The sequence below is a fragment of the Frankia canadensis genome, assembly GCF_900197875.1.
Lineage (GTDB): Bacteria > Actinomycetota > Actinomycetes > Frankiales > Frankiaceae > Frankia > Frankia canadensis.
Map to the genome: position 1 here is coordinate 1 of NZ_FZMO01000559.1, position 24,899 is coordinate 24,899.

The 24,899-nt window shown below is 74.7% G+C and carries 16 protein-coding genes; 4 read left to right on the forward strand and 12 right to left on the reverse strand.

From position 1 onward, the window contains the following. Positions 1-295 precede the first annotated feature (295 nt). The 3 genes from otsB to C1A33_RS32670 all read right to left on the reverse strand — a co-directional run bounded on the left by otsB (position 296) and on the right by C1A33_RS32670 (position 2,166). Complete coding sequence (gene otsB / locus C1A33_RS32660) at positions 296-1,147, reverse strand: trehalose-phosphatase (protein WP_101836332.1); 852 nt, start codon at positions 1,145-1,147, stop codon at positions 296-298. Between the two features lie 63 nt (positions 1,148-1,210). Then, positions 1,211-1,852 (reverse strand): LytR C-terminal domain-containing protein, encoded by a 642-nt coding sequence (locus tag C1A33_RS32665; protein ID WP_101836333.1) that lies wholly within the window; start codon positions 1,850-1,852, stop codon positions 1,211-1,213. 8 nt (positions 1,853-1,860) lie between these two features. Continuing rightward, positions 1,861-2,166 carry a DUF3263 domain-containing protein gene (locus tag C1A33_RS32670; protein WP_101836334.1) on the reverse strand — a complete coding sequence of 102 codons (306 nt, stop codon included), beginning with the start codon at positions 2,164-2,166 and terminating at the stop codon, positions 1,861-1,863. A 331-nt stretch (positions 2,167-2,497) separates the two neighbouring features. Here C1A33_RS32670 and C1A33_RS32675 point away from each other — a divergent pair, with 331 nt between their 5' ends. Next, positions 2,498-2,878, forward strand: coding sequence for an RNHCP domain-containing protein (locus C1A33_RS32675; RefSeq protein ID WP_101836335.1), 381 nt, complete (start codon positions 2,498-2,500; stop codon positions 2,876-2,878). Positions 2,879-3,220: 342 nt separating this feature from the next. Here C1A33_RS32675 and C1A33_RS32680 read toward each other — a convergent pair whose 3' ends face one another. Further along, entirely contained in the window at positions 3,221-4,477 is a 1,257-nt protein-coding gene (locus C1A33_RS32680) for a Glu/Leu/Phe/Val family dehydrogenase (RefSeq protein WP_101836343.1), read from the reverse strand. A 259-nt stretch (positions 4,478-4,736) separates the two neighbouring features. Between C1A33_RS32680 and C1A33_RS32685 the strand changes: the two genes are divergently transcribed. Further along, the gene (locus C1A33_RS32685) at positions 4,737-6,134 is read left to right on the forward strand and encodes a glycosyltransferase 87 family protein (RefSeq protein ID WP_243408160.1); all 1,398 of its coding nucleotides are present in this window, start codon (positions 4,737-4,739) and stop codon (positions 6,132-6,134) included. On the opposite strand, the gene mptB is transcribed toward C1A33_RS32685, so the two are convergent. Further along, positions 6,046-7,689: a polyprenol phosphomannose-dependent alpha 1,6 mannosyltransferase MptB gene (mptB, locus tag C1A33_RS32690; RefSeq protein ID WP_243408161.1), complete on the reverse strand. Its 1,644-nt coding sequence runs from the start codon at positions 7,687-7,689 to the stop codon at positions 6,046-6,048. The two genes, C1A33_RS32685 and mptB, sit on opposite strands and share 89 nt — an antisense overlap. Between mptB and C1A33_RS32695 the strand changes: the two genes are divergently transcribed. Continuing rightward, on the forward strand, positions 7,677-9,317 hold the full coding sequence (locus tag C1A33_RS32695) for a hypothetical protein (RefSeq protein WP_243408162.1): 1,641 nt from the start codon (positions 7,677-7,679) through the stop codon (positions 9,315-9,317). The genes mptB and C1A33_RS32695 overlap by 13 nt on opposite strands. Positions 9,318-9,403: 86 nt before the next feature. On the opposite strand, the gene C1A33_RS32700 is transcribed toward C1A33_RS32695, so the two are convergent. The 5 genes from C1A33_RS32700 to C1A33_RS32720 all read right to left on the reverse strand — a co-directional run bounded on the left by C1A33_RS32700 (position 9,404) and on the right by C1A33_RS32720 (position 20,402). Beyond that, positions 9,404-11,230, reverse strand: a complete 1,827-nt coding sequence (locus C1A33_RS32700) for an NAD-binding protein (protein ID WP_243408163.1) — start codon at positions 11,228-11,230, stop codon at positions 9,404-9,406. An 8-nt stretch (positions 11,231-11,238) separates the two neighbouring features. Continuing rightward, complete coding sequence (locus tag C1A33_RS32705; protein WP_101836339.1) at positions 11,239-12,573, reverse strand: PP2C family protein-serine/threonine phosphatase; 1,335 nt, start codon at positions 12,571-12,573, stop codon at positions 11,239-11,241. A gap of 227 nt (positions 12,574-12,800) precedes the next feature. Then, on the reverse strand, positions 12,801-16,469 hold the full coding sequence (locus C1A33_RS32710; RefSeq protein WP_101836340.1) for a hypothetical protein: 3,669 nt from the start codon (positions 16,467-16,469) through the stop codon (positions 12,801-12,803). Positions 16,470-16,494: 25 nt separating this feature from the next. Further along, positions 16,495-18,405 carry a hypothetical protein gene (locus C1A33_RS35480; protein ID WP_165818693.1) on the reverse strand — a complete coding sequence of 637 codons (1,911 nt, stop codon included), beginning with the start codon at positions 18,403-18,405 and terminating at the stop codon, positions 16,495-16,497. A 545-nt stretch (positions 18,406-18,950) separates the two neighbouring features. Next, positions 18,951-20,402, reverse strand: a complete 1,452-nt coding sequence (locus tag C1A33_RS32720; RefSeq protein ID WP_101836341.1) for a purple acid phosphatase family protein — start codon at positions 20,400-20,402, stop codon at positions 18,951-18,953. 169 nt (positions 20,403-20,571) lie between these two features. Here C1A33_RS32720 and C1A33_RS32725 point away from each other — a divergent pair, with 169 nt between their 5' ends. Further along, the gene (locus C1A33_RS32725) at positions 20,572-21,324 is read left to right on the forward strand and encodes a sulfite exporter TauE/SafE family protein (RefSeq protein WP_165818694.1); all 753 of its coding nucleotides are present in this window, start codon (positions 20,572-20,574) and stop codon (positions 21,322-21,324) included. A gap of 85 nt (positions 21,325-21,409) precedes the next feature. Here the strand turns inward: C1A33_RS32725 and C1A33_RS32730 are convergent, their stop codons facing one another. Together C1A33_RS32730 and C1A33_RS32735 are read right to left on the reverse strand one after the other, a co-directional pair. Then, a complete protein-coding gene (locus tag C1A33_RS32730; RefSeq protein WP_101836342.1) occupies positions 21,410-23,914 on the reverse strand; it encodes an ATP-dependent Clp protease ATP-binding subunit in 2,505 nt (834 codons plus the stop codon). A gap of 490 nt (positions 23,915-24,404) precedes the next feature. After that, positions 24,405-24,899: (2Fe-2S)-binding protein (locus C1A33_RS32735; protein WP_133150913.1), on the reverse strand; the 495-nt coding region annotated here is incomplete at its 5' end.

Here is a 24,899-nt window from a genome sequence, read left to right on the forward strand (position 1 = left end):
TCGGCGTTCCGGTCGCCCCCCACACCGATATTGATCATGAACGGGTGGTGTCGGGATGCCGTAGGCGGGCGGCGGATGGCGGGCGGCGGGCGGAGGCGTCCACGCGAGGACGGCCCGACGGATCACACCTCGACACGCGGCCGAGGTGGACTGCCGACGGAGGTCGGTGACGCCGCCGCTGAGGCCGGCGGTGAAGTGGCCGCGGGCTGGCGCAGGTCGGCGGCGAAGCGTGCCGCCAGCTGGTGGCCAGGACGTTGCCACGACGACGTCCCGGCGCGCCGGCCGGTCGTTCGGGTCAGCCGCCGAGGCGGTCGAGGAGGACCTCGAGCAGGGTGACCATGCCGGTGGGGCCGGGGACGACGAGGTCCGCCGCCTCCCGTAGTACGTCCGGCACCTCGGGGCTGTCGCTGCACACGGTGATGCCGGGGATGCCGGCGGCGCGCAGCTCGTCCACGGCCGTGAAGGCCGGCAGGTCGCCGTAGTCGTCGCCGGCGACGAGCACCGAGCGGGCGCCACGGGCCGCGACGAGCTCACGCAGCGCCCCGCCCTTGTCGTGACCGGGCGGGCGCAGTTCCAGGACCTTCTTGCCGGGTGCGGCCTCCAGGCCGTGCTCCTCGGCGAGCGTCGTCAGCGCGGGGGCGAGCGCGCCGAGCGCCGCGTCCGGGTCGGCGGCCCGGCGCACGTGCACGACCAGAGCCTGGTGCTTGTCCTCGACGACGGTGCCGGGCGGGGCGTCGCGCAGCAGGTCGGGCAGGGCGGCGCGGACGGCGGCCACCCCGGGCAGCGGATCCGGACTGGTGATCTCCCGCGACCGCGAGTCCCAGCGCTGCAGCCCGTACTGGCCGAGGATGATCAGTTCGCCGAGGTCAGGCAGCTTCTCCGCGCCGGTCAGCTCCAGCAGCGCGTCCACCGGCCGCCCGGTGATGATCGCGAGGGTGCCCACCCGGCGGGACAGCCCGCGCAGCGCCTCCAGCGCGCCCGGTGCGGGCACCGCGTCCGACGGGCGCGCGACGATCGGGGACAGCGTCCCGTCGTAGTCCAGCGCGATCAGGGCGCGGTCCGGCGCGGTAAGCAGGGCGGCGAGGCCGGCGCCACCGGCGGGGGTGCGCGGTGCGGGTGCGGACAGGCTGTGCGTGGATTCGGTCACGAGGCCTTCCCGGGTCGATGATGTCCGTCGAGATGGTCAGGGTTCGGCGGGGCGATCACGAGATCATTTTTCCGGGTCGGCGGGGAAGTCGCGAGTGATGACGAGGATGAGGGCACCGGGGACGACGATCCGGGTCTGCGAGCGGGGCACGATCTTCTCGATCCCGGGGACGGCGGCCTGCAGGGCCTTCGCGGCGTCCTCGTGCGTGTCGTCGTAGAAGATCGTCGAGACCGGGACGTCGTAGACCGACACGTAGTTGCCTTTGCGCTCGACCGGGAAACCGGCTGCCGCGACGCGGCGCGCCGCCACGTCGGCGAGCCCGGTGATCCGGGAGTTGTTCAGCACGACCACCGGGGCCGTGGGGCCTGGCTGACCCCCGGCACTCGCCGGGGCGGGCGGCGGCGTGTCGGTCGGTCGCGCCGCGCTCGATGCCGGCGGGCTCGGTTTCGGCGAGGCGGACGTGGGCCGAGCCGACGGCGTCGCCGACCGGGACGGCTCCAGCGTGGCGGCGTCGGGGGAGCGGGTCGGCGCCGCCACCGGCCCGCCGGAGCGCCCCGGGTCCGAGCCGCCGTTGACCAGGTTCACCAGCAGGATGCCAGCGAGGACGGCGAGGATCGCGACGGCAGCCGCCCACAGGCCGCGCAGCCGGTCGGAGCGCCGCGCCGGGGCTCGTCGCCGCCCCGGCGTGCTCGTGCCATGCACCATCCCCCGAACTACTCCTCGCTCCGGTCCCGCCGGTCCGATCGGGCCGCTCGACGCTGGTCGCGCAGCCGCCGAAGCCGGCGGACGAGCATCGGATCGGCGATCATCGCCGCCTCCGTGTCGATCAGCCGGTTGAGAATCTGGTAGTACCGCGTCGACGACAGGCCGAACTCGGCGCGGATCGCCTCCTCCTTGGCGCCGGGATGGCGCCACCACCCCTGCTCGAAGGCGAGGATGCGGCGGTCCCGTTCGGAGAGCTCCGCGCGCGCGGCGGCGCCCCCGGGGGGTTGCTCGCTGGGCTGGGGAGCAGCCTGCACAGCGCGACCTCCTCAAGACGCGGCCGGGACGACGGGCACGGCCGGACGCACTGGTGCCACGCCCGGTATGGTTCGCCGCCCACTATTTCATCCTGTGGGTCCGACATCCCCGGTCGTCCCCGTCAGCACACGTTCCGGACCGTCTCGACCACGCCGCGGGCGACAGGGCACGGCACGCCCGTCGACGCCGGACCCGGTGTGCCGGCGCATCGGGGTCGGGCCGGCGCGCCCGGGCATCGGTGGTCGACTCCGTTCCAGGTCGCGTCTCGAGGTGAGATCTACTGACCGTCCGTGGCGACGGGCTCGCCGGGGCTGTCAGTAGGCTGGCGGGGTGAGCCGGCGCTTCACCCGTGTCACCGAGGACTTCGACTGCCTCGTCTGCGGGGCGGCCGTGCGCGGTGACGGCTACACCAACCACTGTCCCAGCTGTCTGTGCTCGCGCCACGTCGACGTGCACCCAGGCGACCGCGGGGCGGGCTGCGGCGGGGTGATGCGCCCGGTGGGCGTCGAGTTCGGCCCGCGCGAGACCGTTCTCACCCATGCCTGTGAGCGGTGCGGCGAGCGCCGCCGTTGCCGGACCTCGCCGGCGGACGACCGGGACGCGCTGTTCGCCGTCGCGTCCGCTGCGGCGACCGCGACGACTGGGATCTTCGCCCATCCCCGCACCCCCGTGGCACCCCCGAGGCGCCGCCGACGGGCGCCGGGCCACTGACGTCCCGCCAAGTCGCAGGCCGCGGGGTCCCGGCGGGCCCGCCGACGTCCCGCCGGGCTGGCGTCCCCAGGCCGCAGGCCACTGGCGACCCGCCAGGCCGCTGGCGTCCGGCGGCACCGCTTCACGTCGCGGATGCGCCGCACTTCGCGCCGCGCCGTGTTCCGGGTTCCGCCGCATCTCGCGGGACGCGGTGCGGTCGGGTGGCGCCGCTCGGATTGCCGAGGGTTCGCGCGGCCGGTGGCCGTGACCGCCGTCCTCCTCGGCAACCCGGCGCGGCCGACCTCGGGGGTACCTCGGGGTGCCCGCGTGTCACCCGCGGGCACCCACGGGTGCCCGGCCTCGTCAGGGGTAGAGGCCGCGGGTGCGGTGCGCCTCGGCGACCCGGCTGACGCCGATGATGTGCGCCGCGCCGCGCATGCTGATGCCCTGTGTCGTGGCGAGCATGGCGACCTCGCCGTAGGCGCGCTCCATCAGCGCGCGCAGCCGGTCGTTGACCTCGTCCTCCGACCAGAAGTACGCCTGGATGTCCTGGACCCATTCGAAGTACGACACGGCGACGCCGCCGCCGTTGGCCAGGATGTCCGGCACGATCAGCACGCCCCGGTCATCGAGGATGCGGTCGGCCTCGGCGGTCACCGGGCCGTTGGCGCCCTCGACGATGATCGAGGCGCGGATCCGGTCGGCGTTCTCGACGGTGATGACGCCCTCGAGCGCGGCGGGGACCAGCACGTCGACGTCGAGCTCCAGCAGGTCGTCGTTGGTGATGGTGTCCGTGGCGGGGAAGCCGACGACGGTCTCCGCGCCGTCGGCGAGGTAGCGGATGAGCGCCGCCGGGTTGAGTCCCTGCGGGTTGTGGACGCCGCCCTTGACGTCGGACACCGCGACGACCTTGCACCCGGCGTCGTGCAGGTACTGCGCGGCCAGCGCGCCGACCTTGCCGAAGCCCTGGATGGCCACCGTCGTCGCGTGCGGGTCGCGGCCGGTCTGGCGCAGCGCGGCGAACAGCGCGAGCTGCACGCCTCGGCTGGTCGCCCCGGCCCGCCCGGCGGAGCCGCCGATCGACAGCGGCTTGCCGGTCACCACGCCGGTGGCCGTGTGGCCGGTGTGGGTCGAGTAGGTGTCCATGATCCAGGCCATGGTCTGCTCGTCCGTGCCCACGTCCGGGGCCGGGATGTCCTTCTCCGGCCCGATCAGCGGGACGAGCTCGGCCGCGTAGCGGCGCGTCATCCGCTCGCGCTCCTGACGGGAGAGCATCCCGGGCTCCACCGCGATGCCGCCCTTGGCGCCGCCGTAGGGGATTCCCATCAGCGCGCACTTCCAGGTCATCCACATCGCCAGCGCCTTGACCTCGTCGAGGTCGGTGCTGGGGTGGTAGCGGATGCCGCCCTTGCCGGGCCCGCGGGCGAGGTTGTGCTGCACGCGGTAGCCGGTCAGCACCATCATCTGGCCGTCGTCGCGTAGCAGGGGCACGCTGACGGTGATCGACCGTCGGGGCGTGCGGAGCAGTTCGTGCAGTCCGTCGTCGAGGCCCAGATGCCGGGCCGCGTTCGCCAGTTGAACGCAGGCCGTGTCCCATGCTGAGCCGGATCCGAGGATCACAGGCACCTCCGCGGCGCGTTTCGAGCCACCCTCCGCCGCCGGACGCGCCGCCGGGTCCGCCGGCCACGACACGCTCCGTTGCGTGCCATGGCAGTGACTCGATATGGCGGAAACAATAGGTGACACTGGCGGGCCCCCGCCGGGCGCATCGAGGGTGAGCCTCGACCCGCCCGGACGGGCGGGTACGGTCGCCCTCGTGCGCGCGGACAGGTCGCTCCCCCCGCCCGTCGCGGGCGGTACTCGGGGGGTGGCGCGCCCGGTGCCACGCGCGGTCGCGAGCGGCCCGGACGAGCCGGTGGCCACAGCCCGGAGTGGTCCGGGCACCGCCGGTCCCACCTTCGGGCGGCTGTGGGCGGGCTGGCTGGCGACCCGCGCGCTGCTCGCCGCCATCGTGCTGACCGGCCAGATGGTCGGTACCCAGCAGAACGTCCAGGGTGATCTCGACATCTACGCGGGCTGGGCGCACGGCCTCGCGCACGGCGGCGGGCTGCCGGCCGGCGATGACCGGTGGCAGTACCCGCCCGGCGCGGCGGTGGCGTTCGTCCTGCCGGAGCTGGCTCACACCCTTACGGCGGTGCCCTATCGGGCGGCGTTCGTCGTGCTGGCGCTGCTCGCCGACGCCGCGGCGACGGCCGCACTGGCCCGGCGGGACCGGCGGGCCGCGCTGGTCTGGGTGCTGGGGATCATCGCGCTCGGCCCGGTGGCGCTGGCCCGGTTCGATCTGCTGCCGGCGGCCGCGGCACTCGCCGCGCTGCTGGCGGTGGCGGCCGGCCGGCCGGGGCGGGCCGGGTTCGGCGTCGGGGTCGGCGCCCTGCTCAAGGTGTGGCCGGTGCTGCTGCTGGTCGCGCTGCCGCGGCCGGGCGCGCGGGTCGCGGCCCGGCTGGCCGGCGGGTTCGCGGGCGCGGTGGCGGCGCTGGCGGCGATCCTCGCGGCCACCGGTGCCCTCGGGGGCGTGTTCGGCTTCGTCGGCGCACAACGGGCCCGCGGGCTGCAGGTCGAGGCGGTCGCCGCGACGCCCTTCGTCGTCGCGCACATGCTCGGCGGGCCGGCACCCCGGTACTCGTATGGTGCCCTGCAGTTCGACGGTCCGCTCGCCCGCCAGGTGGCGGCCGTGTGCTCGCTGGTCGAGGTGGCGGTGATCGTCGCGGCGGCGGGCTGGTGGTGGCTGCGCGCGCGGGGGAGCACGGGGGCGTCGCCGGCCTGGCGGTCACTCGCGCTGGTCACTGTCGTGGTGGTGACCGCCCGGGTGCTCAGCCCGCAGTATCTGGTCTGGCTGCTGGCGCTGGCCGCCGCGGCGCTCGCCACCGACGCCCGCCCGCCGGGGTCAGGGCCGCCGCCGGGGTCAGGCCCGCCGCCGGAGTCAGGCCTGCTGCCGGCGTCGGGGGCGGACTCCGCGTCCGGGATGGAGCCGGCGCCGGGCTGGTGGCCGGGATCAGGGCGGCGGCTGGTGGTGGCGCTGCTCGCCGTCGCCGTGCTGTCCCAGGTCGTCTACCCGTGGCGGTATAACGACCTGATCCAGGGACGGATCGTGCTGTGTCTGGTGCTGGTGCTGCGCAACCTGGGGCTGCTCATGGTGTGCTGGTGGGCGGTGCGGGCCGCCGCCGCGCCGCGACAAGCGCCGCCGAGCCGGCCACGGCCGCGAGCCCCAGCAGCGTGACCAGCCCGGTCGCCCCGGCCCGGCCGAGCAACCGCCAGGTGGCCGCGAGCGGCGGCAGCGTCGCCAGGCACAGCCAGGCGGAGACGACGGCCGTGCCGGCGGCGGTGACGGCGCGCGCCCGGCCGGCCAGCAGCGCGGCGAGCAGCGCCAGCGCCGGCAGGCAGGACGCCAGGTACCACGGGTAGACGACTGGATTGCCCAGGGCCACCGCCAGCCCGCCGAGGCCTAGGACGGCGAGATCCGGCCGGGTGTCCAGCGCTGACGTCTCCTGCGCAACGGGGCCGCCGCCGCGGCGCCAGGCGCGCAGGACGAGGGCGGCGACGACGGCGGCCGCGGCCAGCAGGCACAGCGCCCGCGTCACCCGCAGCGTCGGGCCATGGCCGGGATGCGCGCCGACGAGGCCGAGCAGGCCGTTCACGAGCGTCGCGCACAGGGAGGCGGGGGCGATGCCGGTGCTCAGGGTGCCGGAGGTGGACAGCGAGTGGATCCAGGTCGGCCCGAAGCCGGCGGCGGCCGTGCACAGCCCCGTCGTGGCGGCGACGGCCACCAGGTCGCCGGCCAGGCGGGTGGCGCCGGCGTGCAGCGGCCGCGGCTCACGCCGGGCGGCCAGCAGATGGGCGACCATCAGCCAGCCGACGGCGAGCAGCGCGGTCGCCTTGATGTTGAAGGCCAGCGCCGCCAGCGCGGTCGCGGCGGCGCCGGTCAGTGGGTTCGACCCTGGCGGATCGCCCGCGCGGTCCACCACCAGCGCGGCGACGACCGCGGCGGCGACGAGGGCGTCCAGGTGCGCGCCGCCGACGAGGTGGATGACCACGACGGGATTCGCCGCCACCAGCACGGCGACCGCGGCGCGTGGCCCGGGCGCCGGGCCGGCGAGGCGCAGCGCCAGGGCGATCAGCGCGAGGGTGGCGAGCACCGCGACGATCCGCAGGACCACGACCGTTCCGGTCGGCCCGCCGCCGATGATCGCGGCGGCCCGCTCGACGGCCACCGCGGCGCCGCCGTACGGACTGTGGGTGAGCGACCAGCGCGGGTCGACGGCGTGGACGAAGGCGGGCCCCGACCCGTCGGCCGCGCCGGCGGTCAGCAGCGTCGCGATGCCGTGCGTCGCCGGGTCCAGGCCGAGTCGGGCCAGCTCGCCCTGACCGGCGTAGGCGTAGGCGTCCCGGCTGAACAGCGGCGGCCCGACGGCGAACGGCAGGCTCCAGGCCGCCGCGGCGGCGAGGCCCGTGCGGGTGCCGACCCGGCCGGCCAGCACCGCCCGGACCAGAACGGCCCAGCACAGGCCCAGCGTGATGACGCTCAGCGCGGAGACTCCGGCCAGAACGCCCCTCGTGGTCTCGCCAGGTGGTGCCGATGGAAGAATTCCCCACCAGAATGAGGGGTCGGTAACGTTCGGATCGCGTGGTCCGAGGCGTCCCTCGGCCACCATGGCCGCGAGCGCGGCGACGGCGCCGCCGACGACGAGGAGCAGGGAGGTCGAGTGTGACAGCACTCGCGGCAGCCGGTGCGCCCACCGAGGCGACGCCGGCGGAGCCTCGCGTGGCTGCACCACCGCAGACCCCCTTCATCGCTGTCGAACCTCCGCGGCGGCGCGGACCGCTCGCGCGGGGCGCGTTCGCCGTGGTCGCGGCGGTGCGCCGCTGGCCGTGGACGCTGACGGCCGCCCTGTGCCTGCTGTGCGCCGGGCTCGGCGTGACCGGCCCGGACACTCCCGCCCAGGACTACCGGGTGTGGCTGTTCCGCCATGGCGGGCCGGTCCTCTGGGACGATCAATGGTACGGCGGCCACACCATACCCGGGTACAGTGTGCTGTTTCCGCCGCTCGGGGCGCTGCTCGGGGTCGAGGTCATCGGCGCGCTGTCCTGCGTCGCCTCCACGATGATCGTCACCCGGCTGCTGCGCGGGCCGGGCCGGCGGCGGGGGCACGACCTCGTCCTGGTCTGGTTCGCCGTGGCGACGGTGGCGAACCTGGTCGTCGGCCGGATGCCGTTCGCACTCGGGATGGCCTTCGGCGGGCTGGCGCTGCTCGGCGCCCGCGAGCGACGCATCGCGCTGACCTGGACCGGGGCGGTGCTGTCGTCGCTGGCCTCGCCGCTGGCCGCCGGGTTCGTGCTGCTCGTCGGGTGTGCGCTGCTGCCGACGATCGGCTGGCGGCGGGTGCTGCCGTTCGCCGGCGCCGGCGCCGGCATCATCGTCGCGCTGGCCTTCCCCGAGGACGGCTACCAGCCCTTTCCCGCCCTGACCTACCTGTCGCTGCTGACCCTGATCGGCGTCGGTCTGCTCGTCGTCCCGCGCGAGGCCCGGCCGATCCGGCACGGTCTGCTGCTGTGGGCGGCCGCCGCCACCGTGTTCTTCGTGGTGCCGTCGCAGGTCGGGGGGAACATCACCCGGCCGGCGACGATGCTGGCAGGGCCTGCGGCGGCGCTGCTGCTCGCTGACCGGCGCCGGGTGCTCGCCGTGGTCGCGGTCCCGCTGATCGGCTGGCAGATCGGGCCGATCCACGGCGCGCTGCTCACCCAGGGCGATCCTTCGGCGAAGGCGTCGTACTACACCGGCCTGCTCGACTACCTGGACCGGGGCTCGCCGGTGCCGGCGGGACGGGTCGAGGTGCCGTTCACCCGGGCCCACTGGGAGGCTCGCTACGTCGCGCCGTCCGTGCCGATGGCCCGCGGCTGGCAGCGGCAGCTGGACAGCAAGTACAACGCGCTGTTCTACGACGGGACGCTGAACGCCCAGACCTACCACCAGTGGCTGCTCGCCCGTGGCATCCGCTACGTGGCGCTGCCCGACGTCGACCTCGACCCGTCCGCGGTCGCCGAGGCGAAGCTGCTGCGGGCCGGCCTGCCCTATCTCGACCTGGCCTGGCAGGACGCGCACTGGAAGGTGTGGATCGTCACCGACTCACCCGGCCTGGTGCGCGGGCCGGCGAGCCTGACCGAGCTCGGGGTGAGCTCGGTCGCGGTCGACTTCCACGCCCCCGGCATCGCCACCGTGCTCGTCCACTTCACCCCCTACTGGCGGCTGACGGACGGCCGGGCCTGCGTGTTCCGCGCCGCCGGCGGGTGGACGGGCATCCTCACCGAGTCGTCCGGACCGGTGCGGCTCTCGGCGCGGCTCTCGGTCGACGGGCTGACCCGGGCCAGCGCGCTGGACTGCCCGGCGGGTCAGCGCATCGCCTGACGGATCGTGCGCCGCCGCCGCCGCGCCCGCCCGCGCCCGCCCGCCCGCACCCGACGGCCGGATCGGCCCGGATCGGCTTGATCGGCTCAGGTCGGGTCGTTGAGGCGGACGATGCGCAGGCCGGCGTGGGCGAGAATGGTCGGCAGGACGCGGACGGCGCGCCGGGCGCGCTCCTGGTCGGCCTCCGCCAGGGCCGACCAGTCGACGAGGGCGGGGTGGCGGCGGTCGATGCCGTCCTGGCGGACCGGGCCGAGCTGGTAGCCGCGGGTGGACCGCTCGCGGCGCCAGCGGTCGTGCTCCAGCAGGGCGAGTTCCTCCACCTCCGCCTCGGTGAAGGCGAAGTCGGTCTCGGCGGCGTCGACCGGCATCAGCATCAGCGCCTGCGCGCGCAGGATCTCGCCGACGTGCGCGGCCTGCGCCCGGTTGGCGTCGCGCAGGTCGTCGGGCAGGTCGGCCCAGGGCACCATGGCCTGGCGGCTGCCCATCTCGATGCCGGCGCGCAGCTCCGCCTCGACATAGTGGGCGTGGCTGGCCTGGGCGAGCCGGTCGACGAAGTCGGTGTCGCCGAGATCCAGCGGCAGCGCCTCGTCGTTGACCGCGAAAAACCGTACGCCGTCGCGCAGATTCGCCAGCAGCGGCCCGGCCACGGCCGGTGGGCGCCGTGACGCCGAACCGCCGAAGACGTCATGCAGGCTGCGCTGGCGACCGGTGCGCACGACGATGGTGGTGCGGGCCACGCCGAACCGGCGGTCGAGGGCCTGCGCGGCGTCGAGCCCGGCCAGCAGCGCCAGCTCCTCGTCTCCGTCGCAGACGTAGACGAACTCGGGCGGGGGCTGATCGCCCGGCGGGTCGGTGACCGCGGGCGGCAGCGCGCCGCGCCGGGTGTCGTGCGCGGTGAGCCGGACGCGGCCGAGTGCCGGCTCGCGCTCCCGCATCGTGGTGACTGCCTCGGTCGCGTCGGGGCCGGACACGGCGAGCGGCAGCAGCGGCCCGTCGGCACCGACGGCCGCCTGCCAGCGGCGCGCCAGCTCCGTCACGAGCGCCCGGCCGAGGCCGGACAGCCCGATCACGACGAGGGGGGCGGCCGGGCTGGTGGGAGGTCCCGTCCGCTCCGGGCTCGCCCAGGCGGGCGGATGGCGCTGGAGCAGCGCGTGCGCGCCGAGGACCTCGATCGCGAAGAAGTCCAGCCGGAAGCCGGGGTCGTCGGTCAGCCCGATTCGCCGGGCCCGCAGGTGCGGGATCAGGGACAGGTCGCCCACCTGGGCCAGGCAGCGCAGGGGCGATTCGGCCCGGTCGACGGCGAGGCGCCGCGCGGCCAGCGCGATCCCCAGGTTCGACGACGTGTCCGGCAGGCAGCCGTAGATGACCTCCGCCCGGGCCACCCCCGCCTGGGCCAGCACGAGCGGCTCCACCGGGTCGCCGACGACCCGCAGCAGCCCGGGCGGCAGCTCCGCGTCGGGATACTCCCGCTGCGCGTCCTCGGCGACGAGCACCACCTGCTTGGCCCGCGACAGCTTGTCGACCAGCGCCGACGCCGTCGGCCCGGTGCCGCAGACGACGACGTGCCGGCGGGCGCGCCGGGCCCGGAAGCGTTCGAAGCGCTGGGCGAAGACCGTGCTCACCGCGTCGGCGACACCGACGGTGGTCGCGATCGGCGCGAGGAAGCGGGCGATCTCCAGCGACAGCGGGTAGTGACCGAGATTCTGGAAGATCGTGCCGTCGGCGATGAACAGCGTCGCCGTGAAGAAGACGACGTTCGCCCAGGAGAACGTCTGCGGATCGGCGCGGAACTCCCGGTAGGTCCCGACCAGGCCGAGGGTGAACGCGACCACGCCGAGGACGGCGAACACCCCGAGCAGATGGTGGCGCAACCACCGGGCCAGCCGGCCGACCAGGGTTCCCCGCCGGCTCACGGCCGGGCTCACCGTGTGGCGGGCTCGGACACCAGGTCGCCGACGACGATGGTGGTGTCATCCCGGGCACCGGCCAGCAGGGCGGCCTCGACGAGGGCGTCCGCGGCCCGCTCCGGGGGCTCGGAGCCGAGCTCGCCGAGCAGGCCGTCGAGCTGCTCGGGTGTCATCACCTTGGTGATGCCGTCGCTGGCGAGGACGACCCGGTCACCGGCCCGGACAGGCTCGGCGAAGATGTCGGCCTCGATCTCGTCGGCGAGGCCCACCGCGTTGAGCAGCGGACCGTTGCGGATCGCGTGCGGCGTGGTCAGCGCGCGCGGGCGCCCGCGGCCCGGCTGCAGCCACACCGAACTGTCCCCGACATGCGCGATGGTGAGGTGCTCCCCGGTGTTCTGCTGGCGGCCGAGGATCACGACATCGAGCGTGCAGGCCATGCCGAGCCAGGTGGGCTCCTCCCGCGCCCGGGTGCGGACCACCCGGTTGGCGCGTTCCACCGCCCTGCGCAGGCCCTCCATCGGGTCCTCGGCGTACTGCGGGCGGAAACCGGCCACGGTGGTGACGGTCAGCGTCGAGGCGATCTGCCCGGCGGCCTCGCCGCCCACCCCGTCCGAGACCGCGAGCAGGCCGTCGACGACGACGAACGCGTCCTCGTTGGGGCCGCCGCGCTTGCCGCGCCGGGTCCGCCCCGCCGCGGCGAGGCGCAGCGGGGCCGCCGTGGTCTGCTCCGGCTCGGTCGCCACCAGGTCCGCAGCGTGCTCGCGCGAGCCGCCGGGCGCGGCCATGGGAGGGGCCTGCGGCGCGGGCGCCGCGCTCACGAACGTCGCCGCGGCGGCCGGTGCCGGCGGCGTCGCCGGGACGGGCGGGACGATCGCGAAGTCGCCCGTCTGCGGGTCGAAGTAGCGGGTGGCGTTCTCCCGCTCGTCCTCGTAGACGGGCACCTGGTGCGGCGGTGTCGCCGGCGGTGGCGTCCAGCCGGTCGCGTCCGGATCGCGGTCACGGTCGCCGCGGTCCGCCGGTACCTTCGCGGTCACGTCCCCTCCCCATGCTGCGCCCGTGTCCGGGCCGTCGGCCGCTGCGGCCAAGGGTGCCTGCGTGGTCACCGGCTCCGGTTCGTCGAAGCCGGGGACGATGTCCTCGGCCCGCTCGGGCTCGTCGGGTACACCGGGATCCTCGGTGCCGGGGGTGTCACGGACTGGCACCGTACCGGATCGATGCCGTTGGTGGTTGAGCCCGCGGCCGTTGCGCTGGCTGCCCTGCCGGACCGGCCGGTTGTTCAGGACCACGAAGATCGCCAGGGCGACCAGCAGCACCACGATGAGCATGATTGGCACCAGCGAGCTACCCATGGCCTCCGTCCTCGCCGAGCCAGTCACGATCACGCTGTGGGACGTGTCGCCAGCCGTCTTCCTTCATACCCAAGGCCATCGCCGCGCTGCGGGCCCCGAGAGTGTCGCGACACCGACATACCGGTCCGTTGGGTGTGGGTCCGGTCCTGGTGCGGGTCTGACACGGGTGCGCGTCATTGTTCCAGACTCGACCGATCCCGAGTAGGGAGAACGGTCTCCTGTGGACGTCAACGGACCAGCGCGACGAGGGCTACAGCCGCGAGGGCCAGCGTGAGGGTGACCACGGACAGCCCGAAGGGGCGGCGGCGCCGCCGGTTCGGGCCCCCCGCGGTGATCCCCGCGACGATGCGGGACTCGACCACCCTGGGCAGCTCCCCGGCGGCCTGCAGACGGGGGTCGTCCGGCAGGTAGAGAGCGGCTAGGCGGCGGGTGGCGCGTTCCAGGTCGGCGGGATACGGCCCACCGGCGTCGGCGTCGGTGGCGTGCACGGCCCGGCGGAAGTACCGCTCCGCCGCGGCGGCCAGCGCCGCCCCGGTGGGGGGTGGCCCGGCGCGGCGCGCGGCGCCGTCCCGCCCGACCGTGCCCCACCGCCAGATGGCCTCGTGCAGGTCCGGCTCGCTCTCCCAGGTCGGCACGTACCGGGCGAGCAGTCCGAAGGCCCTGGCCGCGTCCGGCTGGCCCGATCCGCAGGCGGCCAGGAAGGCGATCGCCGGATCGGGCTGCGGCTCCGGCTCATCGGGAGCGGTCAGGCGCGCGGTGATCTCGGCGTCGAGAACCCGCAGCTCGGCTGGGGTCGAGCGGGCCGGCACGGCCGCGGGCGTCGAGGCGGGCGCGGCGCCGGTGACAGGGACGGCGGCCCGGCCCGGACCGTCCTGCGGCCGGTAGAGCGCGAGGACGCGGCGGGTGACCTCCAGTGCCCGTTCCCGCCCCCGCCCGACCGGGCCCGTCATGGCCAGGCCCTCGAGGAAGGGGCGCGCGCCCGTTGCCAGCGCCGCCGGCCCCCCGCCGCCTCCCACTGCCGTGCGCTGGCCGCCCGCCGTGCCGAGGGCACCCGCTGTGGACCGGCGATGCGGCGCCGCGTCGGCGATGGCGGCCCGCAGGTCGTGCGCGCCGTCCCAGTGCGGGGCGTAGAGGACGAGCAGGCGGAAGGCGTCCGGTCCCCAGGCATCGGTCTCGCGGAGCAGGCGCATGACGATTCCCGCCGGCGAGCCGGAGTCCGCCCGGGCGAAGCCGGGCGTCACGGATCCGAACGCCACGAGCTTCGGCGCGGTCGCCGCCGACCTGGCTGGCGCCGATCTGGCTGGCGCAGACGTGGTCGGTGCCGGAAGGGCCCGAGGCGCAGCGGCCGCTGGTGGTGTGGCTGGTGGTGATGTGGCTGGTGGGGATGCGGGTCGAGGGAGAGCGGGGGGAGGTGGCGACGACGCGGCGGGAAGCGCGGCAAGTTCGGCGGCCAGGGCGGCGGCGTAGTCGAACCCCTCGGGCAGTCCGAAGCGCTCGAACAGCCCGTGCAGGGCGGTGCGCAGCAGGGCCGCCACCCGGGCCGGATGATCGCGCTCGCCGGTCATGGCCGCGGGCGGCGCGCTCAGGTCGACGATGAGCGTGGCCAGCGTCTGGACCAGCTCCCGCTGGGTGGCCGTGACCGCGCCGTGTACCGCGCTGACGTAATCGGCCCGGTCGACTCCGGGGCTGTTCGCGTCCGGCGCCAGCCGGCTGATCGCCTGGGTGACGTCGCTGGCGGCTCGGGCCAGCAGATCCGCCCGGCGCCCGGGCGCGCGGCTGGCGTCCGGCCCGGACGGCGCCTGCGCCGGAGCGAACAGTTCCCGCAGCGTGGCCAGCTCGCGCAGTTCGGTGGGGAACTCGAGCGGATCCGTCAGGGGATCGTGCGGGGCATCCGCCAGCGAGATGCCCAGCGGCACGCCGAGCACGGCCAGCAGGCGGTCCGCCGGGTGCAGGAGGTCGTCCCAGTACGCCCACTCCTGCCGGTACGCCTCGGCGATGTGCCGCGTCACCACCGCCAGCGCCCACGGCGGCGGAGGCTGCCGCGCGGAGGCGGTGACGGTCGGAGTCCACCCGGCGGGTGGACCGGGCGGCGCGGACACCCCGGGCGGCGCGGACACCCCGGGTGGCCCACCGCCCGCCGGGTGGGGCTGCCCGGCGGGCGGTGAGGTCGATCGGGCCGCGCGCAGCGCGTCGAGGGTCGTTGTCGCGAGGCGCAGGGCCCGGTCGCCGGCGTCGGGCAGCCGCACGGCCGAGAAGAGTGACTCCAGCCCGGCGGCGAGCGACGGGACCGCCTCGCGCACCGACTCCTCGACGCCGCGCGCGGGCGACGGCCCCCGCACGGCCGCCAGGTCGTCGGCCAGCGCGACGATCGTCCCCTCGATCCGGCGGGCCCGGGCGGCGACGACGGCCTCGACCTCGGCGGTGCCACGCTCGCGCGCGGACGGATCGGACCTCGCCAACCGGTCGAGGACCCGGGTGGTGATCTCGCCGCGGGTGGGCTGGGCGTCCGTGGCCCGCAGCGGGCCGGGTCGGCCGCGCGGCGCGGTCAGCAGGCCGGCGACGCGGCGTAGCTGGCCCTCGAGCCGCCCGGCGGCCGGCAGCTCGGCGGGCAGCCCGATCGGCGCGGTGAGGATCGAGAGCAGGGCGCGCACCGGATCGAAGGACGCGTCGCCCGCCGGGGCCAGCAGCAGCTCATAGGCCGCGCGCAGATGGTCGTCGACCGCCTGCTCGGCCGTGGCCGGCCCGCCGCCTCCCCGGTGGCCGACCGCGTCGCGCGGGCCGGCGGGCCCGCCGCCCGCGAAGGTCATGCCGCTGCCCGGGCCGCATCGGGTCACCAGCCGCCGGCACCAGCTCTCCGGGTCGCCCGGCTGGAGGATCTCATCGCCGACCAGGGCCAGCATGGCGCTGACCCCACGCATCCCGCTGCGTCCGTACACGTCGACGAGCAGGCGCGCGGCCTCGTAGATCGTCGGTGGGACATACGGCCGGACCCGTGGATCCACGTGAATCGATGACGGGTCGATGCCGGGTGCGAGCTCCGGCGGGACCGGGACGAACAGGAACCGGGGATCGGACCGTCCGGGCGCGTCCGTCGTCGCCAGGGCGATCGCGTCCGTCCGCGCCGCCGGGGTGACGGCGGGGGCGGCCTGGGCGGTGACCGCCGTGACCTGGCTGGGGCTCGAGGTGACATGGGAGGAGAAGGTGAGCCGGTACGGAAGCACCTCCTCCAGCATCTCGACCAGCGCCCACATCAGGGTGACCGCCTCGTCCGAGCCGGTGTGCGACACCGCGAACGGGCGCTGCGCCCAGGACCAGGCGAGCACCGTCGCGACCAGGTTGGCCAGCCGGTGCCGGCGGGCCGCGGCCCGGGCGGCCTGCCGCAGCGACCGTTCGCCGCTGCGGCGCTGCGCGGTGAGGTCGTGCAGGTGCAGCGGAGCCAGCCGGGGGGTGGTGCGGGGCGCGGCGGCAGGACTGTCGCCGGCGGCGTGCAACGCCAGGGCGACCCGTTCGGTCAGATAGTCCGCCCGGCCGATGAGGACGTGCGCCCGCAGCCGGCCGCGCCCCGGCCCGCTGCGGCCGGGGATGCGGACCCGGTGGACGAGCGCGGCCTGTGGCACCGCGTCCGCGTCGGCCGCGCCGGGATGATCGGGCCTGCCGACGATGTAGGCGAGCGAGGACGGCGGATGGTCGACGCGTGTGTCGCCCCGCTCCACCTGGCCGGCGAGCAGGTCGTTCCAGGAGCGGGTGGCGGCGGAGCTCAGCGAGCTGGCGATCGGGAAGTACCCTTCCCCACCGGCCCGGGTGCGCCGGGACCAGGCGTAGACCACCTGGTCGATGCGCGTGGCGTCGGTCACCCAGCCCGAGCGGGGCGCCGGCGCGGTCGGGATGCCGGTCATGCCAGTTTCCGCCGACCCGCCGGGGTCACGTCGGCGGGCCCGGGAACAGGACGTCGAGGACGTCGGCCGTCCGCGCCGGGGTGAGCCGCAGGACGCCGGCGACGAGGGTCGACGCCGTCCAGACGACCGCTTCGGGCGCCGGCGGGGCCTGCGGGACGGGCGGGGTCTGCGCGAGCGGCGGGGTTCGCGGGTCCGCCCGCCGCGGGCTGCCACCGGCCTCCCGCGGCGGGCGGGCGGCGTCGGGCGCGAAAAGGATCAGCCGGGCGGCCTCGGGTCGGGGATCGAGCAGCCCCGCCTGCCCGGCGCTGGCGAGCTGATGGATCGTCGTCCCGAGCGAGCCTGTCCCACTGGTCCCGGGGATGGCGTCGGACCGGCCGCGTTCGCCGACGCCGCGGGCGGTGGTGGCCTGGTCGCCGTCGCCGTCGCCGTCGCCGTCGCCGTCGCCGTCGTCGTCGTCGCCGCCGTCGCCGTCGCCGGGTCGGCGGGCCGCCGCCTGCCAGACCCGGCGGGCGAGGTCCGCGCGGGCGTCGGCGGATGACCCGAAGGCCGGCGCGGCGAGGACGCCGGCATCGCGCAGGTGATCGCCGTAGCTGTCGAGAAGGTCGTTGGCGAGGCGGCCGAGCGCCGTCACGGTGGGCGTCGGGCCGGTACCGGCCAGCCCGGCCCACACCGGCAGGAGCGCGGTGATCGCGAGATCCGCGAGGTCGGCGTTGAGCAGCGCGGACAGTTCGTCCTCGTGCTCGGCGAGCGCCGCCGAGACGGCGTGGCTGACACCCGGCTGCTCGCCGGCGGACGGGAAGGGCCTGTCCCCGGCAAGCGTGTCAGCGTACGCGCGGACCTCGTCGAGGAGCTCGGCGGTGTGTCCGGCGAGCAGGCCCACCGGCGCCCGCCCGCGCCGCAGCCGCCGGGCCACCCGACGGATCGGCCGGCGGACCGGGTGCGGCAGCCGGTGGGCGAGCCCGGACAGGCGGTCCGCGCGGGCTGGGCGGACCGTCCGGGCCAGCCGGCCGTGCACGTCGGCGAGGGGCAGGCCGCCGGCGAGCGCCGCCTCCACCTCGCGGCGCAGCCGCACCCCGTCCACTGGCACCGACTCGGTCGGTCCGTGGCGTTCCGTCGCGCTGACGAACCGCCGGGCAGCGTGGATCCGCAGCGTGCGCAGGGTCTCGTCCGGCACCCGGCCGACGATGACGTTGACGCCGGGGAACGCGAGGCGGCCGGGCATCGCCGCCACCTCATGACACACCCGGTCGAACACCTCCGGTCCGCGCAGCGCGTCGAGCAGTGCGCGTAGCGCCGGCGGGTCATGGCGGTCCGCGTCGCAGCCACCCGCACCGGGCGGGGTGGCGGCCCCGACCGCCGCCTGCGTGGGTCGTGGTCGGCCCTCGTGGTCCCCGACCCACAGGATCGCCGGGATGACCGCGCCCGGCGCCCCGGACGCCGCCGGGCTGGGCGGCGCCCCCGTGGCCGTCTCCGACGACGTCGACGAGGCCGGAAGCCCGGGCTCGTCGGAATGGTGTTCGAGGAACGTGTACAGGGCCGGGTCGTAGGCGGCGTCGAGATCGTGCAGGGAGTCTCCGTCCAGGGCGATGTCGAGGGGCTCACCGCAGACGCCGGTGTCCACCGCGGCGACCACCTCCGCCGGCGGGGCGGTGTCCGCCTGGTGGGTGATGTCCGTCGGTGCGGTCGGGCCGACCAGGACGAGCAGCACCGACGTCGGGGAGCGGTCGGCGGCCAGTGCGGCGAGGCCCGCCCGATGCGCGGGCGCCGACCGGGCGTCGTCGACGAGCAGCAGCCGGGGCGCGTCGCGCACCTCGAAGCCGGCCTGCCGGGCCAGCAGGGCGCGGACCATGCTCGGGTCGACGACGTCGCGCAGGACGCGGGACCGGCAGCACGGGCGCAGGTCGAGCGTCGCGACCATGGCGGCCGGGTCGTTCATCGTGTGCTTCCCGACGGGGCGGCCGCACCCACACGCGCATTCCGGCGGCGGCCGCAGCGGCTACCGGCATCGATGTTCCGCGTCGTGTGTGTCGGGTGGTGGTCAACCTCCGGGTGACATTGTGATCCGTTTTGCCGAGAGTTATGGCAATGCTGTTCGTCTACCAATGCGGTTCCCCCCGGACACGATCCACCAGGCGACGATGATGGTGTAGTCGTCTGATTACATCCTCTGGCGAAAGTTATTCCTCTATGCCAGTCGGAGTCCAGAGGAGGACGGAAAAATCCTTCGGGCCGGGTGACCTCTTCCCCTGTGGCACACCGCATGTCCAGGCGCCTCGTTGGTGGCCGTGCACCCGCATGTGCAGAATGCCGTGCAATGTTGCGCGGGCGCATCGGCCGGCGACTTGGCGGCGATTACGACCGTGTGGTTCGGGTAGCGCGGAGCCGCGGATGTGACGACACCGGCCGAGGGCGGCGGAGGTGGGGGTCTTGTCCCGGTGTCATTCGCCCCGCGTGGTCGCGTGACCGGTGGGCGGGGCGCGTTCAGCCGGGGGTGGCCGCGTCGCCCCGGGGGCGCATCAGCGTCACCCGGTCGAACGGCTCGCCGGCGAGATGCGGCGAGCCGGAGTCGTACACGGCGATCCGCAGGCTGGTCGGCCCGCCCGGTTCGCCGGGATCGACCTCGACGGCGGCATAGGCGTAGGGATGGTCGGGTGCGCGGGTGGCGAGCCAGGCCGCGTCCTCCCGCTCCCGCCTGGCCCGCCGGCGCCGCCGTCCCGGCTCGTGGTCGTGCAACCCGACGATGACGCGCCCGGCCGGGGGATCGAGCAGCGCCCCCGCCGACGGCGACGACGAGCCACCCGTCCCGACCAGCAGATGCACCCGGCCCAGCGTGGCGTCGACGAGATCGCCCGCGCCGGGTGCCGACCCTCGCGCAGCGCCCGCCACCGGCCGGGGTGTGAGCAGCGGGCTGCCCGCCTCGGTGCCATGGACCGGACGGCTGCGCTCGTAGTGGTGCTCGTGTCCGTGCAGGACGAGATCGACGCCGTAGCGGTCGAACAGCGGCAGCCAGGACTTCCGGATGCCGAGGTCCGCGCCGTGGTGCGCGGCCGAGGTCGACATCGCCGTCTGGTGCATGACGACCACGATCCAGTCGACCGCCGGATCGGCCCGGGCGTCCGCCAGGGTCCGCGCGAGCCAGGCGGTCTGCCGCCCGGCGCTGAATCCCCGCAGGTAGACGGGACTGGCATGTTGGTAGGAGACGTCCTCCGCGGTGAGCACGACGAAGCGGACGCCGCCGACGGTGATGGCGTACCAGAGCCCGGCCAGATGGCCGTCGGTGTCGCCGGGGGGCAGCTCGAAGTAGGCCTGGTACGCGGCGAGGCCGAGGGCGCCGTTGCCGGCCTCGACCTCGTGGTTGCCGACGCAGGGCATCCATGGCCGGTATCGGGCCGACGCGCTCGTCATGTCGAACCAGTCGGCCCAGGCCCGCACCGGATCGTCGCGCTGGTTGGCGTAGGACAGATCCCCGCCGGCGAGTGCCAGCAGCGGGGCTTGCCGCTCGATCGCGGCCACGGTGAGCGCGGAGGCCGCGGATCCGAACGGGTCATACGGACGATCGGTGCCCAGATCGCCGACGAAGGTGAAGGCGAACGGTGCCCGGGCGTCCGGCGCGGTGCGAAACGAGCCGTCGGCCTCCTGCGGTACGCCGTCGTGCTCGATCGTGAACGCGTACAGGGTGTCCGGGCGCAGTCCCCGCAGCGACGCGTGGTGGACCACGACGTACTCGCCGGTGGCGGCGTCCCGGTAGGAGCGGGTGGCCGCCGCGACGGGCCTGCCGGGGTGGGAGCCACCATCACCGCCGCCGCCGCATCGCACCCGGACCGCGGGTGCCGTGACCGCGGTGCTGGTCAGCCAGGACACGACCATGCTGGTCGCGGGATCGGCGCCAAAGGCCAGATGGACGCCCCGGGCGTCGTCGGTACCCCCTGCCACCCGGCCGATCTGACCCCCGTCTCGGACGCACCGTCGGCGTTCTCGCCGAACAGGGAGGATTTTCGCACATCTCCAGTAGCCGCCGCCGTTCGTTCGGCCAGTGCGGGTCCGGCGGCCGGTGCGTACCGTCCCAGATGGCGTCGTCACCGGACATGTGGGGGGTGCGCAGTTGACCGCCGCCGACGTTGCGCTGCTACTGGTCGCGGGGGTACTCGCCGGGATCACCAGCACTGTCGCCGGCCTGGCCTCGCTGGTGTCGTACCCGGCGTTGCTCGCGGTGGGGTTGTCGCCGCTGGCCGCCAACGTCACGAACACCACCGCGCTGCTGTTCGTCGCCGTCGGGGCGGCGGCCGGCTCCCGCCCCGAACTCGCCGGCCAGGCCGGGCGGGTGGCCAGGTTCGGCGGGATCGCCCTCGCCGGCGGCGCGGCCGGGGCGGCACTGCTGCTGGCGCTGCCCGCGTCGGCCTTCGAGCGGGTGGTGCCGGTGCTGATCGCCGGGGCGGCCGGGCTGCTGTGGGCGCAGCCGCGGATCCTGGCCCGCCGCGGCGCGCGGCCCGCCGAGCGCGGCCCGGCGGTGCTCGGCGCGGTACTGCTCACCGGCGTGTACCTGGGTTACTTCGGGGCCGGTGGTGGGGTCGCGCTGCTCGCGGTGCTCGCGGTGGCGATCCCGGAGCCGCTGGCCCGGGTCAACGCGGTCAAGAACGTGTCGTCGGGCTTCGCGAATCTGGTCGCGGCGGTCGGGTTCGCGGTGTTCGGGCCGGTCCGGTGGGCCGCGGTCGCGCCGCTCGCGGCCGGGCTGCTGGTCGGCGGCGCCCTTGGCCCGCTGATCGTGCGCCGGCTGCCGGCGGACCTGCTGCGGGTGCTGATCGCGCTGGCGGCGCTGGGCCTCGCCGCGAGCCTGGCCTGGGGCGCCTACACGTGACCGGCGCCGGCCGCCCACACATGCGACGAGCCCCGGAACCGGTCGCGGTTCCGGGGCTCGTCGACGTGCGGCCTAACCGGTCAGGTCACTCGCTGGACTTGGCGAGGTCGACCGGAGGGGCGTCGGGGACCTGGTTCGGCTTGGTCTCGCCGCGGAAGACGAACTTCGCGTCCTCCCCCTCACCCTCGACGTCGCCGACCACGATCTCACCCGGCTTGAGCGTGCCGTACAGGATCTTCTCGGACAGGACGTCCTCGATCTCCCGCTGGATCGTCCGGCGCAGCGGCCGGGCGCCGAGCACCGGGTCGTAGCCCTTCTTCGCCAGCAGAGCCTTGGCCGCCGACGTCAGCTCCAGGGCCATGTCCTTGTTCTTCAGCTGGATGTCGACCCGGGCCAGCATGAGGTCCACGATCCGGATGATCTCGTTCTCGGAGAGCTGGTGGAAGACGATGATGTCGTCGATCCGGTTGAGGAACTCCGGCCGGAAGTGCTGCTTGAGCTCGTCCTGGACCTTTGCCTTCATCCGCTCGTAGTCGACCTGGCCCTGACCGGTCGCGAAGCCGATGCCGGGGCCCTTGGAGATGTCCCGGGTGCCCAGGTTCGACGTCATGATCAGAACGGTGTTCTTGAAGTCGACCAGGCGGCCCTGGGAGTCGGTCAGGCGACCGTCCTCCAGGATCTGCAGGAGCGTGTTGAACACGTCCGGGTGGGCCTTCTCGACCTCGTCGAACAGGACGACCGAGAACGGCTTGCGCCGCACTCGCTCGGTGAGCTGGCCGCCCTCCTCGTAGCCGACGTAGCCGGGCGGGGAGCCCACCAGCCGCGAGACGGTGTGCTTCTCCATGTACTCGGACATGTCGAGCTGGATGAGCGCGTCCTCGTCACCGAAGAGGAACTCGGCGAGCGTCTTGGACAGCTCGGTCTTACCGACACCGGACGGGCCGGCGAAGATGAACGAGCCGCCGGGGCGCTTGGGGTCCTTCAGGCCGGCGCGGGTGCGCCGGATGGCCTGCGAGACGGCCTTGATGGCCTGCTGCTGGCCGATGACGCGCCTGTGCAGCTCGTCCTCCATGCGCAGCAGGCGGGCGGTCTCCTCCTCGGTGAGCTTGAAGACCGGGATGCCCGTCCAGATGGCCAGGACCTCGGCGATCTCCTCGTCGCCCACCTCGGCGACGACGTCCATGTCGCCGGCCTTCCACTCCTTCTCGCGCTTCGCCTTCTCCGACAGGAGGGTCTTCTCCTTGTCGCGCAGCGAGGCCGCCTTCTCGAAGTCCTGCGCGTCGATCGCGGACTCCTTGTCGCGCCGGACGGTCGCGATGCGCTCGTCGAACTCGCGCAGGTCCGGCGGCGCGGTCATCCGGCGGATGCGCATCCGCGAGCCGGCCTCGTCGATCAGGTCGATCGCCTTGTCCGGCAGGAAGCGGTCGGAGATGTAGCGGTCGGCCAGCGAGGCCGCGGCCACGAGGGCGGCGTCCGTGATCGAGACGCGGTGGTGCGCCTCGTACCGGTCGCGCAGGCCCTTGAGGATCTCGATGGTGTGCGCCACCGACGGCTCCGCGACCTGGATCGGCTGGAAGCGGCGCTCGAGGGCCGCGTCCTTCTCCAGGTGCTTGCGGTACTCGTCCAGCGTGGTCGCGCCGATCGTCTGCAGCTCACCGCGGGCCAGCATCGGCTTGAGGATCGACGCGGCGTCGATCGCGCCCTCCGCGGCACCCGCGCCGACCAGCGTGTGCAGCTCGTCGATGAACAGGATGATGTCGCCGCGGGTGCGGATCTCCTTGAGGACCTTCTTCAGCCGCTCCTCGAAGTCACCGCGGTAGCGGGAGCCGGCGACCAGCGCGCCGAGGTCGAGGGTGTAGAGCTGCTTGTCCTTCAGGGTCTCGGGCACCTCGCCCTTGACGATCGCCTGCGCCAGGCCCTCGACGACGGCCGTCTTGCCGACGCCGGGCTCGCCGATCAGGACCGGGTTGTTCTTGGTCCGGCGCGACAGCACCTGCATGACGCGCTCGATCTCCTTCTCGCGCCCGATGACCGGGTCGAGCTTGGACTCGCGCGCCGCCGCGGTGAGGTTGCGGCCGAACTGGTCGAGCACCAGCGACGTGGACGGGGTGCCCTCGGCGGGAGCGCCGGAGGTGGCCGTCTCGCCCTTGCCCTGGTAGCCGGACAGCAGCTGGATCACCTGCTGCCGCACGCGGTTGAGGTCCGCGCCCAGCTTGACGAGGACCTGGGCGGCCACGCCCTCGCCCTCGCGGATCAGCCCGAGCAGGATGTGCTCGGTCCCGATGTAGTTGTGGCCGAGCTGCAGGGCCTCGCGGAGGGACAGCTCCAGGACCTTCTTCGCGCGCGGCGTGAACGGGATGTGCCCGCTCGGTGCCTGCTGGCCCTGGCCGATGATCTCCTCGACCTGCGACCGCACACCCTCAAGGGAGATGCCGAGGGACTCGAGGGCCTTGGCGGCGACGCCCTCGCCCTCGTGGATCAGGCCGAGCAGGATGTGCTCGGTCCCGATGTAGTTGTGGTTGAGCATCCTGGCCTCTTCCTGTGCCAGGACGACGACCCGACGTGCCCGGTCGGTGAATCTCTCGAACATGTGCGCTCCTTCGAGCTGCGACCGACCACACGACAGCCGGTATCCGCATGCTAGCTCCGCCGAGGCATGTCCTCACGCATCGAACAGAAACCTACCCGCCGGTTCCGCCCACCTCGTCGTGGACGGAGGACCGACCTTGCAGCCGGCCCGACCAGCGGAGACGCCTAAGGCAACCGTGGCCGACCAGCCATGATTCCGTCACGTCGTTCCGCCAAGAGCAGAACGACCCGATCCGCGCGGCGTCGGTGCCCCGCGGCCGTCGGGCGCCCGGCCGGGCGTCGCCCTGGCCGCCGAGCCGCCCTCGACGTTACCGACGGTAGTGTACGGCGGGATGCATTCTGCTGTGAGTCAGGCCACATCTATACCATTGTGTAATTGTCTTCTCACTCTATGGCGATCATGGATCGAAGGTGTAGCGCGGCATCGAGCTGTACGCCTCCGTACAACCACCTTACGTGTGCTACGGCTGGGGCGCGTCCGCGAAATCCCCTCACACCGCGAGACCGCCATCGCCCTGCGTGTCAATCCAGGTGCGCATCCGCTGCTCGCGCTCCAGATCGTCGGTGAACGGGCACGTGGTGCAGTACTCCTCGTCCATCCGATGGGCCAGGCAGCACGAGCCGCGCCGCATGCCGACGTACGACCGGCCGCGGTGGACGAACTCCTGCCACCGAGGCCGCGCGAGCATGGTCGGCGCGGCGAGCGCGAAGAACGCGTCCGCCTCGTCCCGGCCGAGCACCGGGTCGCCGCTCACCCGCTCGGTCAGCAGGAAGGACCGCGCGCACTGGGCGGCCACCGCCCCCCACAGCGCCGGGCGGCCGAGCCGCACCCGCGACCGCAGCTCCCCGACGAACGGGCGCAGATGCGCGAGCACCTCGTCGACGAGCACCGAAAGCAGCTCCGCGGGGTCCGCCACGACCCGGCCGGCCACGGCCCCGGGGGTCGTCGGCGCGGGGGTACCGGCGGAGCCAGCCGGGGACACGGC

Bases quoted from the DNA above. Each gene is read 5' to 3' on its own strand.
- C1A33_RS32665 (WP_101836333.1), bottom strand. From the start codon at position 1,852: ATGGTGCATGGCACGAGCACGCCGGGGCGGCGACGAGCCCCGGCGCGG.
- C1A33_RS32705 (WP_101836339.1), bottom strand. From the start codon at position 12,573: ATGGGTAGCTCGCTGGTGCCAATCATGCTCATCGTGGTGCTGCTGGTC.
- C1A33_RS32710 (WP_101836340.1), bottom strand. From the start codon at position 16,469: ATGACCGGCATCCCGACCGCGCCGGCGCCCCGCTCGGGCTGGGTGACC.
- C1A33_RS35480 (WP_165818693.1), bottom strand. From the start codon at position 18,405: ATGAACGACCCGGCCGCCATGGTCGCGACGCTCGACCTGCGCCCGTGC.
- C1A33_RS32730 (WP_101836342.1), bottom strand. From the start codon at position 23,914: ATGTTCGAGAGATTCACCGACCGGGCACGTCGGGTCGTCGTCCTGGCA.